A 16,343-nucleotide genomic window follows, 5' to 3' on the forward strand; every position below is an offset into this window, starting at 1 on the left:
CGTGGCCCGCGCCCCGGGCGCAGGGCACACACCCCGCGCGCACGGCGCCCGTTCCTTTGCGCCCCGGCCCGCCCCGGTGCCTGCTCCCCCTGCTTCCCGGGCCGCCGAGGGCGGCCCGGGAAGCAGGCATCGCGCCGCCCCTGCCCCACATGGCACAGCTCAGCACGGGTACGCGGTCCGGCATGACCCAGGAAAACACTCCAGAACGCAACGACCGGATCCGTGAGGTGGAGCAGGCGGAGGAGGAGCGCGCCGCCGCCCGCCCCTTCAGCTACCCCCACCCGGAGCGGCGCGCGGGCGTGCGCGCCACCCGCCACATCAGCCGCGAGGAGGCCGACGCGGACAGCGTCCCCGGTGTGCCGGGCGGCTACGGCACCACCGGCGGCGGCCAGGCGGGCGGCCGCGGCACGCCGCGCCCGGGCGGCGAGGACACCGCCGAGGAGTCCGGCGTCACCGACATCGTCCCGGGACGCGAGCCGCGCCCGGACCGGGAAGGTGAAGGCTCGTAGACACGTACGTCAACGGGGTGCGCGGGCCGGTTGGACCCCGGGTGGCATCCGCCGGAACGCGGCGACGATACTGGCAGCCGCACGTGCCCCCGTTCCCAGATGGACTCATGCCGACCTCCTCCCCCGCCCGTATCCCGACCCCCGCCACGGTGTGGCCGGCACGCGGCCGGCACACCCCGGGCGACGCGCCGGCCGTGCTCCGCCGCTCGCTCCGGCAGCACAAGGACAGCGGGGCGATCGACGACTTCCTGGAGCTGCCCGAGGACCCGGCGGCACCGGCCGAGCGGGTCTTCCAGGCCCGCTGGCGCGTCGGCGACGACGTGACCGTGCGCGCCCGCATGAGCGTGCGGACGGCTCCGGGCGACGGCCCGGAGCAGGAGTGGATGCTCATCGCCGAGGCCGAGCGGCCGTGGGACCACGCGTGGCCCTCACCGACGAGCCTTTTCTGGCCGCAGGAGCCGGACACCGCCTGGGACCGGGACGCCGCCGTGCGCCTGTCCCCGGGGAAGATCAACCCGCTGCCCGAGGACGACAAGGAGACCCGCCGGCTGCTGCGCGACGCGGTGCGCGGCGGCTGGCACATCCACGTGGTCGTGCACGAGGCGATGACGACCGGCGAGCACGGCCGGGTGCCGCTGGCCCGGTGGCTGCCGCCGGGCCTGCGCCACCGCGTGGTGGAGCACCACGCCGCGCCCCAGCAGCACCGGGGCCTGAACTGGGCCCTGCGCGACCTCGGTGTCCAGGTGCCGCGCGGCGGCGCCGTCGTACTGCCCGGCAGCCCCGCCCCGGAGGGCTACGAGGCCGGGGAGTTCTCCGTGCGCGCCGTGTACCTCGACGGTTCGGAACCGGCCGACCTGGTCGACGCGGTGAGGCGGTTCGCCGCGCTGCCGGCGCCCCTCCCGGACGACGCCGAGCCGGCCCTCACCGCACTGCGCGAGGACTGGCACCTGCTGACGGTCCACGAGGAACTGGAGCGCCAGCGCGGCCTGGTGGCCATGTACGCCGAGGCCCTGGAAGCCATGACCCAGTCGCGTGACCTGTACCGGGAGGCGGCCGAGCGCGCCCACGAGGCGCTGGCGGCCTACCAGGAGGCCGGCGAGGCCCCCGCTCCGCGCGGGGAGCCGTCGCAGGCGCCGGTGGCGTCCCCGTTGCAGCAGCTCACGCGGACGCTGGAGCGCTTCCGGCCCAGGCGCCCGGCCACCGCACCCCAGGACGGCGGGGAAGCGCAGCCGGAACGGGCGGCTTCCCGCTCCTGACGCGTGAGGGCACTTCCCCGGAGCGCGTGAGGTCCTTCCCCGGGTGCGCGTGTCAGGTGCGTCCTGGTGGATACGCGGTGCGTACGGCAGTACGGCCCGCCCCCCGGAAGGTCCTCCACGACATGGGCAATCAGCGGCACCACTCGCAGACCGCGCTCCGCGTCAACGGCAAACCCCACACCCTCACCGTCGACCACCGGCGGGTGCTGCTGGACCTCCTGCGGGAGGACCTCGGCCTCACCGGTGCGAAGAAGGGCTGCGACCACGGCCAGTGCGGCGCCTGCACGGTCCTGGTCGACGGGCGGCGCGTCAACAGCTGCCTGCTGTTCGCGGTCGCCCTGGACGGCTGCGAGGTCACCACCGTCGAAGGGCTCCACGCCGACGGCGAGGAACCGCACCCGTTGCAGCGGGCCTTCGTGGAGCGCGACGCCTTCCAGTGCGGCTACTGCACCCCGGGGCAGCTCTGCTCCGCGGCCGGGATGCTCGCCGAGGCGGCGGCCGGGCACCCCTCGCACGTCACCGACCCGGCGGCTCCGTCCGGCGAGCCGGTGCCGCTGGACCGGGAGGAGATCCGGGAGCGGCTGAGCGGCAACCTGTGCCGGTGCGGCGCGTACCCGCGGATCGCCGAGGCCGTCGAGGACGTGATCCCGTGAAGGAGTTCGCCTACGTCCGCGCCGGGAGCGTCGAGGAGGCCACCGCCGCGTACGCCGCCCACAGCGGCGCCCGCTACCTGGGTGGCGGCACCAACCTCGTCGACTTGATGAAGCTCGGCGTCGAGACGCCCGCCGCGCTCGTCGACGTCACCCGGCTGCCCCTGGACACGGTGGAGGAACTGCCGGACGGTGCGCTGCGGATCGGGGCCACGGTCCGCAACAGCGACCTCGCGGCCCACCCCCTGGTGCGCGACCGGTACCCGGCGCTGTCGCAGGCGGTGCTCGCGGGCGCCTCCGGCCAGTTGCGCAACGCCGCGACGACCGGCGGCAACCTCCTGCAGCGCACCCGCTGCCCGTACTTCCAGGACCTGTCCGAGCCGTGCAACAAACGCGAGCCCGGCAGCGGCTGCGGCGCGCGGGACGGCGTCCACCGCGATCACGCCGTGCTGGGGCACTCCGAGCACTGCATCGCCACCCACCCGTCGGACCTGGCGGTGGCCCTCGCCGCCCTGGACGGGCGCGTCGACCTGCACGGCCCCGAGGGAGCCCGGAGCGTCGCGGCGGCGGACTTCCACCGGCTGCCCGGGGACCGGCCCGAGCAGGACACCGAGATCCGTCCGGGGGAGCTGATCACCGCTGTGGTGCTGCCCGCCGCCACCGCCGGCCCCGCCTCGGCCTACCGCAAGGCCCGCGACCGCGCCTCCTACGCCTTCGCCCTCGCCTCCGTCGCGGCCGTGCTGCGCGTGGAGGACGGGGTGGTGGCCCGGGCCGGCCTCGCCTTCGGCGCGCTGGCGCACCGGCCCTGGCGGGCGCGCAGGGCGGAGGAGGCACTCGTCGGGGCCGCTCCCACGGCGGCCGCGTTCGCACACGCCGTCGACCGGGAACTGTCCGCCGCGCAGCCGCTGCGCGACAACGCCTACAAGGTGCCGCTGGCCCGGAACCTCGCCGTGGACGTGCTGTCCCGGGTGGCGGACGCGGCGCTCGCGAGGAGGACCTCATGACCGGCACCCTGGGCGCTCCCGCCGAACGCCGGGAAGGGTACGAGAAGGTCGGCGGCACCGCCCGCTACGCCGCCGAGTTCCCCCTTCCGGGCCGTGCGCAGGCCTGGCCGGTGCCGGCTGCCGTCGCACGCGGCCGGGTCACGGGCGTCGGCACGGAGGCCGCCCTGGCCGTGCCGGGGGTGCTCGCGGTCCTCAGCCACGAGAACGCGCCGCGGATCGCGGAACCCGACGACCCCACGCTCGCCGTGCTGCAGAGCCCGCGGGTGCCGCACCGCGGCTGGTTCGTGGCGCTGGTGGTGGCCGAGACCCTGGAGGCGGCCCGGGCCGGCGCCGCCGCCGTCCGCGTCGACTACGCCGCCGAGGCGCACGACGTCGTCCTCAGCGAGACGCATCCGGGTGTGTACGTGCCGGAGAAGGCCAACGGCGGCCACCCCGCCGTGCGCGAACAGGGCGACCCGGACACGGCGTTCGCCTCCGCGCCCGTCACGGTCGACGTCGCCTACCGGGTGCCGCCGCTGCACAACCACCCCATGGAGCCGCACGCCAGCACCGCCCGCTGGGAGGACGGACGGCTCACCGTGCACACCTCCAGCCAGGGCACCGACGCCGTGCGGGCCGCGCTCGCCCAGTTGTTCGGCCTTCCCCAGGAGCGGATCACCGTCACCGCCGAGCACGTCGGCGGCGGCTTCGGGTCGAAGGGGACACCGCGGCCGGACGTGGTGCTCGCGGCGATGGCGGCCCGGCACACCGGACGTCCGGTGACCCTGGCCCTGCCGCGCCGGTACCTGCCGGCCGTCGTCGGGCACCGCGCCCCCACCCTGCACCGGCTGCGGCTCGGTGCCGGCGAGGACGGGCGGCTGGCGTCCCTCAGCCACGAGGTGACGACCCACACCTCCCGCATCAAGGAGTTCGTCGAGCAGGCGGCGGTCCCCGCACGGGTGATGTACGCCGCGCCCAACCTGCGCACGCTGCACCGGGTCGCGGCGCTGGACGTGCCGTCCCCGTCGTGGATGCGGGCGCCGGGCGAGGCGCCGGGCATGTACGCGCTGGAGTCCGCCATGGACGAACTCGCCTGCGCCCTCGGCATGGACCCGGTCGAACTGCGCGTGCGCAACGAGCCGGACGCCGAACCCGACAGCGGCAGGCCGTTCAGCAGCCGCCACCTGGTCGAGTGCCTGCGCGAGGGCGCGCGGCGCTTCGGCTGGGCCGGGCGCGATCCCCGCCCGGGTGCCCGCCGGGACGGAGCGCTGCTGCTGGGGACGGGCGTCGCGGCGGCGACCTACCCGGTCATGGCGGCACCCTCCACCGCGGCCGTACGGGCCCTGCCCGACGGGACGTTCGAGGTGCGGATCAACGCCACCGACATCGGCACGGGCGCCCGGACCGTCCTCGCCCAGGTGGGCGAGGACGCCCTCGGGGTGCCGCTGGAACGGGTGCGCGTCGACATCGGCTCCACGGACCTGCCGTCGGCCCCGCTGGCCGGCGGGTCGTCCGGCACCGCCTCCTGGGGCTGGGCGGTCCACGAGGCCTGCGCCGGTCTGGCGCGGCGGCTCGCGGAGCACACCGGGCCGCTGCCCGAGCGGGGGCTGGACGTCCGGGCGGACACCCGGGGGGTGGCGGACGCCGAGTGCGACCGGGCGCGGCACGCCTTCGGGGCCCATTTCGCGGAGGTCGCCGTGGACACCGTCACCGGGGAGGTCAGGACCCGCCGGCTGCTCGGGGTGTACGCGGCCGGGCGCATCCTCAACGCCCGTACCGCGCGCTCCCAGTTCGTCGGCGGCATGACGATGGGCCTGGGCATGGCGCTGACCGAGGGCAGCACGCTGGACGCGGCGTCCGGTGGCTTCGCCGAGTCGGACCTGGCGTCGTACCACGTGCCCGTGCACGCCGACGTGGCCTCGGTCGAGGCGCACTGGCTCGACGAGGAGGACTCCCGCCTCAACCCCATGGGCAGCAAGGGGATCGGTGAGATCGGCATCGTCGGGACGGCGGCGGCGATCGGCAACGCGGTGCACCACGCCACCGGTGTCCGCTTCCGTGAACTCCCCCTGACACCGGACCGGGTGCTGGCCGGTCTGCTCGGTGCGCGTACGCCGGACGCGGGCGGGACCGGGTCCGCGGTGAGCGGATCCGGTCCCGTGCGGAGGCCGTAGGGCTTACTCCGCTGCGGCGCCCGCCTCGGCCGGAGCGGGCGTCCACTGCCGGGCGGCGATGGGCGCCAGCACGCGGAAGACCAGGGCGACCAGCGACAGCAGCGCGGCGCAGACGGCGACCGCGGCGGCGAGCCACGGCGGGGCGAGGGCGAGGTCCACGGCCCGGGACAGCGAGGCGGACGGGAAGGAACTCCCGTACGCCTGGGCCCCGGCCAGCACCGTGGGCACCAGCACCGCCCCGGCCAGCACCAGCGCCACCGGACGCAGGGCCAGCAGCAGCGCGAGCACCGTGCACAGCACGGACAGGCCGAGCGCGAACGCGTGCATCCGCAGCGACGCGTCCCCGCGGGTCAGCGGGAAGTGGACGACGGCGCATGCGGCCAGGGCCAGGGCGGCGAGCCAGCCGGACCAGGACACGTACCGGTCGAGCCGGTCCGCCCCATGGCCTGCACGCGGCCGCTCGGGCGTCCGGGGGGTCGCCCGGGACGCCTGGGCGCGCGCCGCGCGGCGGCCGGCCTTCGCGGGCCCGGCCGGGACCGGTTCGCCGCCGGTGCGGGCCGGTTCGGCCGGCCTGCGCCCCTCGCGGTCCAGCCGTTCCAGGCCCAACCGGTCGATCAGCTCGACCAGTTCGCCGACGGACCTGCCGGTGGCGGCGGCGCGCAGGGCCTCCTCGCGGACGTGGGACTCCTGCGGCTCCTTGTGCAGCAGGGTGACCAGCCGGGTGACCTCCTCCACCGGGCGGTGGGCGGCGGCGGCCCGGATGGCCTCGTCCGCGCAGTCGGCGTCGCGCGGGGGCTTGGTCAGCAGGGCGATGAGCCGGGAGACGTCCTCCACGGGCCGGGTCACACCGGCCGTGCGCAGCGCGTCGACCTTGGCCTGCGTGTGGTCGGGCGACTCCTCCAGCGAGGTGATGAGGTCGACGACCTCCTCCAGCGGCCGGTCGGCGACGGCGGCGTGCACGAGGTCGCTGACCGCGTCGCCGTAGGGCGTGCCGCCGGCCGGGCCGGTGCCGGGCCTGAGTTCGACCGGGTTGTCGTCGAGGGAGCGGATGACGAACGGCCGGGGGCGCGGCTCGTCCGCGTCCTCGGCGCCGGGTGCCGGGTGCTGCGCGCCCTGCCGCGGATCGGCGGCGGGCGGGCCGGGCTCGGTGGGGGGCCGGTCCGGCACGGCCGGGGACCGGTGCTCCGGGTCCGGGCCGCCCGGCCCGTCGGGGGCGGCGGGCCGGGCGGGCGCGTGGCCGGCGCGGTCCCGTGCGGGCGGGGCCGGGGGTGCCTCCGCCGGGTCGAACCAGTCCTGGCCGGGGGGCGCGGGAGGCTCGGGCGGCGGATCCGGCAGGTCGGTCCGGTCCGCGCCCGGCGGGGCGACACCCGGGGGGACCTGGGCGGCGTGCGCGGGGTGCGCGGGCGCGGCCGGGTGGAAACCCGGTGCCACGGCGGGCGGGGCCGGGTAGCCGGCCGGTGGCGGGCCGTAGGACCCGTGCGGGCCGGGGGCGGGCTGCACGCTCGTCTGCTGAACCCGGTACGCGCCGGTGGCGGCAGTGGTCTCGGCGGACGGCTGGGCGGCCCCGTTCGGCTCGCTGGGTATGGCAGGTTCGTTCGAGCGGGGTGATGAAGAGCAGGTGGTCATACTCGCCTCCGTGGGAAGAGTGCGGCCGCTCCTGCGCCCCCCGTCGTGTGACGAGCGACGTTACGTGGACCATTACTAGGTGCGGGTGTCACGGGGTGCCACTCGGGTGGGCCACCGGGATGACCCGCCCGCGCGGAGAAGTCCGCCGACGGGCCGACATGTCGGGTCCGGTCGCAATACAGGCGCCGGAAACGGGAATCCAGGAAGGGACACCCCGTGTCGCGGCATGCCATGAGGAGGGCGACCTGTGGATACGACCACCCTGGTGATCACTCTGGCCGTGGTGCTCGCGGCCGTCGTGCTGGCCTTCGCCGTCGGCATCCTCGTGCGGCTGGTGCGGACCCGGCGGGATCTGCGGCGTGCGGGACTGCCCGCGGGTCCGCGCTGGGTCTTCTGGGGCGCGCTGCTCTATTTCGTGCTTCCCGTCGACCTGGTGCCCGACCCGGTGTACCTGGACGACATCGGTGTCCTGCTCCTTGCTCTGCGCACTGTCCGCGGCTCCCTCGGCGAACGGGAGCGCAGTACGGATCACCGGCCGGACCGCCTCCCGGCGCGATGACTACGGAAAGTAAGGAAACCAACCACCCGTTCGATTCGTATAAGTCTCTGGAAGCCGATTCCCGTCGGCGGGGCGGGCGTTCACGTGTCCGCACCGACGACCGGCCGGCGCAGCACCGACGAGGGAGAGACGATGCAACCGTTCGCGCTCAACTACGCGCGCCCGGCAGTGGAGTTGGACGCTGCCATTCCGTACGTGTACGACGCCGGACAGCAGTTGAACGTGCTCCGTGACGGCCGGGTCGCCGCCTGCGACTTCGCCCTGCTGAGGGAGTTCGGCACCACGACGTCCACCGCCGGCTCCAAGACGCACTTCGACGACTGATCACGGGCAGCGAAGATGACCGTACTGATCCTCACCTGCGAGGAGGACGTCACCGCGGACATGGTGGTCGTGCACCTGAACGCGACGGGGGTCCCGGTGGTCCGGATCGACCCCGCCGACCTGACCCGCGGGGTCGCCCTGTCCGGTGAGTATGTGCACGGCCGGTTCCGCGGCCATCTGTCCGCCGGGGGGCGGCTGGTGAGTCTCGCCGGGCTGCGGTCGGTCTGGGTGCGCCGCCCCGGCGCCCCGGCCGGGAACGCGGCCCATCCGTCCTCCTGGCTGACCGAGGAGGCGTCGCAGGCCCTCTACGGCATGCTGCGGGGCACGAACGCGCGCTGGATGAACCATCCGGACGCGGCCCGCCGGGCCCGGCACAAGCCCTGGCAACTGCGGTTGGCCCAGCAGAGCGGCCTGCCCGTGCCGGCGACGCTGATCACGACGTTCCCGCGTGCCGCCCGGGAGTTCGCCGAACGCTATCCGGACCTGGTGGTGAAGCCGGTGTCGGGCGCGCATCCGCAGGATCCGCCCCGGGCGGTGCCGACCAGCCGGGTGGCACCGGACACGGACTTCGCCGCGGTGGCGTTCGGGCCGACGCTGCTGCAGCGGCGGATCGGCAAGCGGGCGGACATCCGGCTGACGGTGGTCGGCGAGCGGATGCTGGCCGCGCGGAAGGAGACGCCCCGGGACGCCGATCCGGACGAGGTCGACGTGCGGTTCGCCGCGCCGGGCTCGCCGTGGCTGCCGGTGGAGGTGCCGTCGTTCATCGGGCCGGGCGTCGGCGCGTACATGCACGAGGCCGGACTGGCGTACGGGGCCTTCGACTTCGTCGAGGACGCGGACGGGGACTGGTGGTTCCTGGAGTGCAACCAGTCGGGTCAGTTCGGGTTCGTCGAGGTGGAGACGAACCAGCCGATCGCACGGACCATCGGCGAGTGGCTGGCGCGCCCGCTCCCGGTCGTGCCGTCGCAGTTCAACGGCTCGGCCACCACGGTCCGTTGACCGCCGTGACCGTGCGGTGTCCGGGCCCGTCGCGGTCCGGGCAGCCGGTGGTGCGCGGCCGGGTGCGGGCGGGGGTCACTGGGGTCGCGGGCCCGGGAGCATGCCCGCGCGCTGCCAGCCCGCGCCCGGGGAGTGGGGCCGGTCGTACCCGAGGGACTGCGAGGGCCGCATGACCAGCTCCAGTTCCCTGCTCACACGTTCGGCCTCGCGGCGCACCTGTCCGGGGACATCGCCGCGCTCCGCGATGAGTCGGTCGTAGATGGGGGAATCCTGGAACACCCGTCAACGTGCCTTTCTGCTCGTCGGCTCCGTACGGTGCCGAGACTGCGAGTGTAGGCGGCAGGATGTCCCGGAGTGTGAATTCCCGGGGATGACTTGACGCAGACCGGACATCCGTGGCCGGCCGACGCACGGCCCGCGGCGGATCCTCAGGCTCCGGTGGTGGATCCGCGCCGGACGCCCACAGGGACGCCGGCCGTCGCGCGGGGCACGTCGAAGACCCCGGTGGGCATGCCGAGTTGCACGGTGCCGCCGTACTCGACGGCCTCATCCCCCTGAGCCGGCCGGGGAGTTCCACCCGGATCCGGCGTACGAGGTGACCTTCGGCACACCGGCGGCGGAGGAACGAGCGAGGCATCCTCAGCCGCACCAGCGTTCCGGGGCGGCCGTCAGGGTGGCGGGGATCACACCGTGCGCCCACCGCGCGGCGTTGCACGGAAAGACCACCGCCCCGGCGGCCCCTTCCTGGGGCCGCCGGGGCGGGACAACCGGTGCCGCCGGGTCTCGCCGCTGTCAGCCGACGAGCTTCAGGCCGGTGTCCCCGTCCGCGTCGGCGACGTCGGGCTTGCCCTCGGTGAGCAGCAGGACATCCGCCTTGGCGATGGCATCGCTGATGTCGGACGTCCCCATCATCACGCACAGCGTGTAGCTGACGTCGTCCAGTTCGCGTGCCGCCGCCGGCACGTGCCTCTCCGACTGAGCGATCCTCAGCGACGCGTACCGCGTCAGCAGCTCTCTGACGATCTTCCGGTCCGGTACCAGCACGTAAGCGCCCCTCTCTCTTTTCGCTGCGTATGCCCGAACCGCACACATCCATTCACACGTTTTTCGCACCTGGGGCGGATATGACGAGAACTGATCGGATGCGCAGCGGGCTCAGCCGAGCCGGCCGCTGTGCAGGGCGGTCTCCGCGCCACCCCGGCGTTCGAGTTCCTCTGCTCGCCGACGAGGGTCTCCGGACTCCGAGCAGCCGGTCGACGAACGTCGTCGCGTTGGCGTCGCGCAGGGCCACCCGCGCGGTCTCCGCACGGGTGGCCGGAATCAGGCGGGTCACTTCGGTCACATGGGACGAGGAACAGCTGCCGCATGCGGGTGCACAGCGCCGAGCGCAGGGCCGTGCCCATGCGGCGGACGCTGATAAGCGGCAGCAGCCAGACGGGGCTGTGCAGTGGGCCCCGGGGCGGCGGGCTGCCGTCCACGGGGCCCGGCAGGAGGGCTCAGGCGGCGTCCAGCTCCGCCAGTTCCCGCGGTGTCAGCGTGAGGTCGGCGGCGGCCAGCGAGTCGCGGATGGTGGCCGGGCGGCTCGCGCCCGGGATGGGGACGACCACGGGCGACCTGGCGAGCATCCACGCCAGGCAGACCCGCTGCGGGCTCACCCCGCGCGCCTCGGCGATCCGGCCGAACGCGGCGTGTCCGGAGCCGAGTTCACCGGCTTTGGAGATGCCGCCGAGCGGGCTCCACGGGAGGAAGGCGATGCCGAGTTCGTCGCACAGGCGCAGTTCCGGCTCGCTGGAGCGGAACGCCGGGGAGAACTGGTTCTGCACGGAGGCCAGTCGGCCGCCGAGGATGTCGTTCGCCCGGCGGATCTGCTCGGGGTTCGCGTTCGAGATGCCGGCCATGCGGATCTTGCCCTCGTCCAGCAGGTCGCGGAGCGCGCCGACGGACTCCTCGTAGGGGACGCGCGGGTCGGGGCGGTGGAACTGGTAGAGGCCGATGGCCTCGACGCCCAGCCGGCGCAGGGAGTCCTCGCAGGCGCGCTTCAGGTGGCGGGGACTGCCGTCGAGGGTCCAGCTGCCGTCACCGGGGCGGAGGTGGCCGCCCTTGGTGGCGACCAGGACGTCCCGGCCGCCGCCGTGGGTGGCCAGGGCCTTGGCGATGAGCGTCTCGTTGTGACCTGTCTCGTCGGCGTCGCGGTGGTAGGCGTCCGCGGTGTCGATCAGGGTCACACCGGCGTCGAGCGCGGCGTGGACGGTGGCGAGGGACCGCTCCTCGTCCGGCCGCCCCTCGATCGACATGGGCATCGCGCCCAGTCCGATCGCGCTGACCTCGACGTCACCGATGCGGCGGGTGTGCATGGCTCGTGACCTCTTCCGGATGCCGGGCGATGGTGCCCTCCAGCCTGATCCCCCCGCGGCCGGGGGTCCAATAGAAAGAGGAGAACGCATTCAGCACCCGGGGCACTGAATCGCGACGCGGATGGGCGTACCTGACGGCCCGGCTGTCGGAAGTCCCGGGCGGACGCCTACCGCTTCCGGGCGCCATCGAGCTGCGAACCGGCGGTCCGGCAGGCATGGTGGGGCTATGGACGGTCAACCCCCTGTGGTCGTACAGCCGCCCGCGACGGACGGCGGACGGCTGGTGACCATCCGCGGCGAGGACAAGGGCGTCGCCTACAGCCTGTTCGACGTGCTCGACCTGGTGCACCGCGAGGGCCTGCCCACCACCGACACGGCCGTGGACGACACCGAGCTGATCGAGTGGCAGGGCGGCGGCCCGTACGACTGGAACACCGGGGCGGCCGAGGAGAGCTGAGCCGCCGTACGGCGGTCGGCCCCGTCCCGGGTGACGCGGTGGCGCTCCCCCGGCGGCGCCCCCGGGCCCGGGGGCGCTCGGCACGCCGCGGCCGGTACCCGGCGCTACGCTGCCCGAAAAGGGCTCTTCGCCCCCTTCCGGGAGGTTTCTCATGGTCTCGCGTCTCAACCCGTACCTCACCTTCAACGGCGAGGCGCGGCAGGCGATGGAGTTCTACCAGCAGGTCTTCGGCGGCACGCTCGACCTCAGGAGCTACGGCGACTTCGGGCAGGCGGACGCCCCGAACGCCGACAAGATCATGCACGCCATGCTGCAGACGCCGAGCGGCTTCACCCTGATGGGCGCCGACAACCCGCCCGGGACGGAGTCCGAACACGGCGGCACCTTCTCGGTGAGTCTGAGCGGCGACGACGAGGCCGAGCTGCGCGGCTACTGGGAGAAGCTGTTGGAGGGCGGCTCGGTGGCGGTCCCGCTGGAGAAGCAGATGTGGGGCGACGTGTTCGGCATGTGCACGGACCGCTTCGGCGTCCCGTGGATGGTCGACATCAGCGGGTCCGAAGGCTGAGCGCCGGCGCCGGGGCCGGTGCCGCGGCCCCCGGCGCTTCGCCGGTCAGGAGCCGGTGAGGACGACGAGCTGCTGCGTCGCCCTGGTCATGGCGACGGCGTCCCGGTCCAGGGCCTGGCGGCCTTGGTCGCAGGGGTCACGTCATGCTCCCGTCTGCGCAGGTCATCGGCTCAGGCCGGACATGGTGCGGGGGCCCGACTCCCCGTCTCTTGCGTGGCGCGGCCCCTCCCGCCGGCCGGCCGGCCGCGTGTGTCAGGCTCGTCGTCCAGGCACAGGGAGAGGCGGCGGCATGCGCATAGGACTGCTCGGCACCGGACCATGGGCGCAGATGGCCCACGCACCCGCTCTGAGCGGACACGGGGAGCTGGACTTCGTCGGCGTGTGGGGCCGCCGGCCCGAAGCGGCGAAGGAACTGGCACAGCGGCACGGCGTGCGGGCCTACGAGGAGGCGGACGAGCTGTTCGCCGACGTGGACGCGGTCGCCGTGGCGCTGCCTCCCGAGGTGCAGGCCGCGCTGGCGGTGCGGGCGGCACGGGCCGGGTGCCACCTGCTGCTCGACAAGCCCCTCGCCCCGACGGTGCGGCAGGGGCGGGCCGTGGTCGAGGCGGTGGAGGCGGCCGGGGTGGCTTCGGTCGTGTTCTTCACGACCCGCTTCCAGCCGGAGCCCCGAGCCTGGATCGAGGAGCAGGCCGCGGTGCCGGGCTGGTTCACGGGCCGCGCCCAGTGGCTCGGGGCGGTCTTCAGCGGGGAGAGCCCCTTCGCGACACCGTGGCGGCGGGAGAAGGGCGCCCTGTGGGACGTGGGCCCGCACGCCCTGTCGGTGCTGCTGCCGGTCCTGGGCGACGTGCGGCGCGTGACGGCGGCGGCGTACGGTCCCGGGGACACGGTGCACGTCGTGCTCGACCACGCCGGTGGCGCCTCCAGCACCCTCACCCTGAGCCTGACGGCACCGCCCGCGGCGGCCGGTTCCGCCGTGGAGCTGCGGGGCGAGGCGGGGGTGGCCCTCCTCCCGGAGAGCTCCGACGGCGCGGTGCCCGCCCTCCGGCGGGCCGCGGACGCCCTGCGCACCGCCGCGCGGACCGGCCGCCCCCACGCGTGCGACGCGGCGTTCGGCCTGCGGGTGACGGAGATCCTCGCGGCGGCCCAGGAGTTGCTGGACGGGGGCCCGCGCCACTCCTCGGCGGACTGAGGACCCGTGGGGAGGGGACCGGAAGGGGATGCGCACCGGAGTCGTCCGGCGCGCTCCCTCCTTGTCTGCCGACGGCCCGTCAGGAGGCGGCTGGCGCCGCGAAGTTGAGCCGCTCCTTCACCACCGGGTAGCCGGCCTTGGCGAAGTGGGCGGCCATGGGCACGTTGGTCCGGTCCGTCGCGGCGGCGACGAACTCGGCGCCGCGTTCCACCAGGAAGTGGGTGCACTCGGCCAGCAGGTCGTAGGCGTAGCCGTGGCCCCGCTGTCCGGGCAGGACCCCGATGAAGCCGACGCACGGGCCCGACGAGTTGTGCGCCGGGATGTGGATGCCCACCGGCTCGCCCTCGGCGGTGTGGGCCACCTGCCACCACTCGCGCGGCGAGGGGCACCAGTGGAAGAAGTCGAGTTCCTCCTGCGCCGCCCGGTCGAGTCCGCCCTGCTCGATCGCCTTCAGCGCGTGGGCGTCGAGGGTGACCGAGTGGATGCGGCGCAATGCGTCGAAGAAGACGGCGTCGTCGGGTTCGGACCGGAAGGTGAGGCGCCCGGGCCGTTCGGGCAGGCCGTCGGCGGGTGTCCAGCGGTACAGCAGGCGCTCGACCAGCAGGTCGTAGCCGGCCCTGCGGGCGGCGGTGGCGCGGGCCTCGGCCGCGGCGCGCAGGGCGGGATCCGCGCGCCAGCCGGCGGGCAGGTTCACTTCCAGTTCGACCTGCCAGGGCGCCGAGCGCAGCAGGGCCGCGCCCGCGTCCTCCTCGCCTTCGGCCACGTCGAACCAGTTGACGTTGAGGGGCTCGGCGTCGTCCGGGCCGCCCCACCAGGCGCCGCGGGCGACGACACGGCCGTCGCGCAGGGCCACCCGCTTCCAGTCGGGGCGGTGCCGGGTGTGCCGGTGGCCCTCGCGGGCGCCCAGCGGGTCGGGCAGGGAGTCGAAGAGTTCGGCGTCGCTCGCGTCGAGCGCGCGGATGACCGGATCGGTCATGGGTGTCCTCCGGGACGGTGCTGCGTGATGGAGCGCTCCCGGGGATCAGCCACTGCACGCCGGAACTACGGGGAGGGAGCGCGGGATCGGTGTGAACTGCACGGCTCTGCCCTCCTTCCGCAGGTCTCGGGGCGCGACGCGGGACACGCTACGCGATGGGCTCGCGGCCCGTCCATCGCATTGCCGCGACGCTCAAGCGGGCCCTCACACGGGGTCAGGCGCGTCCCGGAATCCTCAACTGCCTGTGCTACTCAAGGGATTTCCTCGCACGGGCGGGTTGGCGGGTGTGCGTGCCGTCCGTAGCATCCGGACCCGAGAACGGGCACGGGTTCAACCGGTCCACCCTGCTCGCCTCCGCCGCGCAGCCGACGACCGACCCGGAGTCGTTCTACGGCACCGGTCTGGCCAACCGGGTTCGCCTTCGACGACGTGGCGGACTTCGCCTCCTCCATCCAGGACACCGCGCCCACCGGCCTCCGGCTGACGCTCACGCCGTTCTGGCCGGGCCCTGCGGCCGCACGCCGGGCCCCGCACGTGCGGGGCCCGGCGTGCGGTGTCCGGTGCGGCGTTGCAGCGTGGTGGTGTGAGCGGAGCCCGTGTCCGGCTGCCGCCGCGCCGGGACCGCGACGGGGACCGGCGCGGCTGGCTGCGCGGCGCACCGCCGCCCCTGTGGGCGCGCGTGCTGCCCTGGGCCTTGCTGGTCCTGGTGTGCCTGGCCGAGCTGGTCAGCCCGGAGCCCCTCGACATCGGCTTCCTGCTGGGCGCCATCCCGCCGCTGAGCGTCCTCGCGCACGGGCCGGTGCTGACGGCGGTGCTGGGGACGCTGGCGGTGCTGGTGCTGACCACCCCGGTCTTCGGCCTGGACGACCCCGGCAGCACCGATCTGCTGACGGTGTGCTTCGTGTCGCTGCTGAGCGTGCTGCTGTCGTTCGTCCGCAGCAGGCGCGACGCCCAGCTCGTCACCGAGCGGACCGTCGCCGAGGTCGTGCAGCGGGCCGTGGTGCCGCCGCTGCCGGAGCGGGTCGGGCCGGTGCGCTGCGCCGGGCTGTACCGGGCCGCGCAGCGCGGGACGCTCGTCGGGGGCGACTTCTTCGACGTACGGGCGGGCCCGTACGGGGTGCGGGCGGTCATGGGCGACGTGCAGGGCCACGGGCTGTCGGCCGTGGCCACGGTCACCTCCCTGCTGGGCGCCTTCCGGGAGGCCGTGCTGGACCAGCCGGACCCGGGGGCCCTCGCGGCACGGCTCGACCGCAGGCTGACGGTGGACTCCGCCGACGATCCGCACGCCGAACTGTTCGCCACGGCTCTCCTGCTCGACTTCTCCGCGGACGCCGGGACGGTGCGGATCGTCGCGTGCGGGCAGTCCGGGCCGCTGCTCCTGCGGGACGGCCGGGCCGAGGAACTGGACGTGGAGCCGGGCACGCCGCTGGGCCTGGGACTGGCCGAGGCCGCCCCGCCGGGGGTCGTCACGGTGCGGCTGCGCCCCGGGGACCGGTTGTTCCTGGCCTCGGACGGGGTCACGGAGGCCCGGAACGCCTCCGGCGCCTTCTACCCGCTGGCCGAGCGGCTGCCGGGCCTGGACCGGGAGGATCCGGCGGCCCTGGCCGAGCAGGTGTGGTCCGACCTGCTGCGGCACAGCCCGGACGTGCAGGACGACGTCACGATGCTGGTGCTGGCGCCCGGACCGAAGGTGCCGGGCCGATGAGCCGGGTCCGACCGCAC

General features: G+C 74.9%; 17 protein-coding genes and 1 pseudogene. 13 read left to right on the forward strand and 5 right to left on the reverse strand.

The features are described from left to right. Positions 1-182: 182 nt before the first annotated feature. The 5 genes from ACFYWG_RS03155 (at position 183) to ACFYWG_RS03175 (ending at position 5,572) form a co-directional block, all read left to right on the forward strand. The gene (locus ACFYWG_RS03155) at positions 183-509 is read left to right on the forward strand and encodes a hypothetical protein (RefSeq protein WP_376331184.1); all 327 of its coding nucleotides are present in this window, start codon (positions 183-185) and stop codon (positions 507-509) included. A gap of 107 nt (positions 510-616) precedes the next feature. Continuing rightward, entirely contained in the window at positions 617-1,765 is a 1,149-nt protein-coding gene (locus ACFYWG_RS03160; RefSeq protein ID WP_385414078.1) for a hypothetical protein, read from the forward strand. Between the two features lie 122 nt (positions 1,766-1,887). Continuing rightward, the gene (locus ACFYWG_RS03165; RefSeq protein WP_383510652.1) at positions 1,888-2,418 is read left to right on the forward strand and encodes a (2Fe-2S)-binding protein; all 531 of its coding nucleotides are present in this window, start codon (positions 1,888-1,890) and stop codon (positions 2,416-2,418) included. Next, a complete protein-coding gene (locus tag ACFYWG_RS03170) occupies positions 2,415-3,419 on the forward strand; it encodes an FAD binding domain-containing protein (RefSeq protein ID WP_389198929.1) in 1,005 nt (334 codons plus the stop codon). The genes ACFYWG_RS03165 and ACFYWG_RS03170 overlap by 4 nt, the downstream gene beginning before the upstream one ends. Continuing rightward, complete coding sequence (locus ACFYWG_RS03175; protein WP_389198931.1) at positions 3,416-5,572, forward strand: xanthine dehydrogenase family protein molybdopterin-binding subunit; 2,157 nt, start codon at positions 3,416-3,418, stop codon at positions 5,570-5,572. The genes ACFYWG_RS03170 and ACFYWG_RS03175 overlap by 4 nt, the downstream gene beginning before the upstream one ends. 3 nt (positions 5,573-5,575) lie before the next feature. Here ACFYWG_RS03175 and ACFYWG_RS03180 read toward each other — a convergent pair whose 3' ends face one another. Then, positions 5,576-7,198, reverse strand: coding sequence for a hypothetical protein (locus ACFYWG_RS03180; RefSeq protein ID WP_389198933.1), 1,623 nt, complete (start codon positions 7,196-7,198; stop codon positions 5,576-5,578). A gap of 247 nt (positions 7,199-7,445) precedes the next feature. Between ACFYWG_RS03180 and ACFYWG_RS03185 the strand changes: the two genes are divergently transcribed. The 3 genes from ACFYWG_RS03185 (at position 7,446) to tgmB (ending at position 9,080) form a co-directional block, all read left to right on the forward strand. Beyond that, positions 7,446-7,757, forward strand: coding sequence for a YkvA family protein (locus ACFYWG_RS03185; protein WP_376334981.1), 312 nt, complete (start codon positions 7,446-7,448; stop codon positions 7,755-7,757). A 132-nt stretch (positions 7,758-7,889) separates the two neighbouring features. Next, on the forward strand, positions 7,890-8,081 hold the full coding sequence (tgmA, locus tag ACFYWG_RS03190) for a putative ATP-grasp-modified RiPP (protein ID WP_333933193.1): 192 nt from the start codon (positions 7,890-7,892) through the stop codon (positions 8,079-8,081). Between the two features lie 15 nt (positions 8,082-8,096). After that, positions 8,097-9,080, forward strand: a complete 984-nt coding sequence (gene tgmB, locus ACFYWG_RS03195) for an ATP-grasp ribosomal peptide maturase (RefSeq protein WP_389198936.1) — start codon at positions 8,097-8,099, stop codon at positions 9,078-9,080. 75 nt (positions 9,081-9,155) lie between these two features. Here the strand turns inward: tgmB and ACFYWG_RS03200 are convergent, their stop codons facing one another. The 3 genes from ACFYWG_RS03200 to ACFYWG_RS03210 all read right to left on the reverse strand — a co-directional run bounded on the left by ACFYWG_RS03200 (position 9,156) and on the right by ACFYWG_RS03210 (position 11,434). Then, positions 9,156-9,359 (reverse strand): hypothetical protein, encoded by a 204-nt coding sequence (locus ACFYWG_RS03200; RefSeq protein ID WP_376334984.1) that lies wholly within the window; start codon positions 9,357-9,359, stop codon positions 9,156-9,158. Between the two features lie 513 nt (positions 9,360-9,872). Next, a complete protein-coding gene (locus tag ACFYWG_RS03205; protein WP_376330169.1) occupies positions 9,873-10,124 on the reverse strand; it encodes a DUF5133 domain-containing protein in 252 nt (83 codons plus the stop codon). A 452-nt stretch (positions 10,125-10,576) separates the two neighbouring features. Beyond that, entirely contained in the window at positions 10,577-11,434 is an 858-nt protein-coding gene (locus ACFYWG_RS03210; RefSeq protein ID WP_389198939.1) for an aldo/keto reductase, read from the reverse strand. 226 nt (positions 11,435-11,660) lie between these two features. Between ACFYWG_RS03210 and ACFYWG_RS03215 the strand changes: the two genes are divergently transcribed. The 3 genes from ACFYWG_RS03215 (at position 11,661) to ACFYWG_RS03225 (ending at position 13,645) form a co-directional block, all read left to right on the forward strand. Continuing rightward, the gene (locus ACFYWG_RS03215) at positions 11,661-11,891 is read left to right on the forward strand and encodes a hypothetical protein (protein WP_376330166.1); all 231 of its coding nucleotides are present in this window, start codon (positions 11,661-11,663) and stop codon (positions 11,889-11,891) included. 151 nt (positions 11,892-12,042) lie between these two features. After that, a complete protein-coding gene (locus ACFYWG_RS03220; RefSeq protein WP_389198941.1) occupies positions 12,043-12,456 on the forward strand; it encodes a VOC family protein in 414 nt (137 codons plus the stop codon). Positions 12,457-12,745: 289 nt separating this feature from the next. After that, positions 12,746-13,645 (forward strand): Gfo/Idh/MocA family protein, encoded by a 900-nt coding sequence (locus ACFYWG_RS03225; protein ID WP_389198943.1) that lies wholly within the window; start codon positions 12,746-12,748, stop codon positions 13,643-13,645. A 79-nt stretch (positions 13,646-13,724) separates the two neighbouring features. Here the strand turns inward: ACFYWG_RS03225 and ACFYWG_RS03230 are convergent, their stop codons facing one another. After that, positions 13,725-14,621, reverse strand: coding sequence for a GNAT family N-acetyltransferase (locus ACFYWG_RS03230; RefSeq protein ID WP_389198945.1), 897 nt, complete (start codon positions 14,619-14,621; stop codon positions 13,725-13,727). 320 nt (positions 14,622-14,941) lie between these two features. Here ACFYWG_RS03230 and ACFYWG_RS03235 point away from each other — a divergent pair. Together ACFYWG_RS03235 and ACFYWG_RS03240 are read left to right on the forward strand one after the other, a co-directional pair. Further along, a pseudogene (locus ACFYWG_RS03235) lies at positions 14,942-15,119 on the forward strand (glycosyl hydrolase); the annotation flags it as partial. Positions 15,120-15,204: 85 nt separating this feature from the next. Further along, positions 15,205-16,326, forward strand: a complete 1,122-nt coding sequence (locus ACFYWG_RS03240) for a PP2C family protein-serine/threonine phosphatase (protein WP_383512005.1) — start codon at positions 15,205-15,207, stop codon at positions 16,324-16,326. Positions 16,327-16,343 lie beyond the last annotated feature (17 nt).

Origin of the sequence: Streptomyces sp. NPDC003456 (genome assembly GCF_042878735.1) — a bacterium.
Lineage (GTDB): Bacteria > Actinomycetota > Actinomycetes > Streptomycetales > Streptomycetaceae > Streptomyces.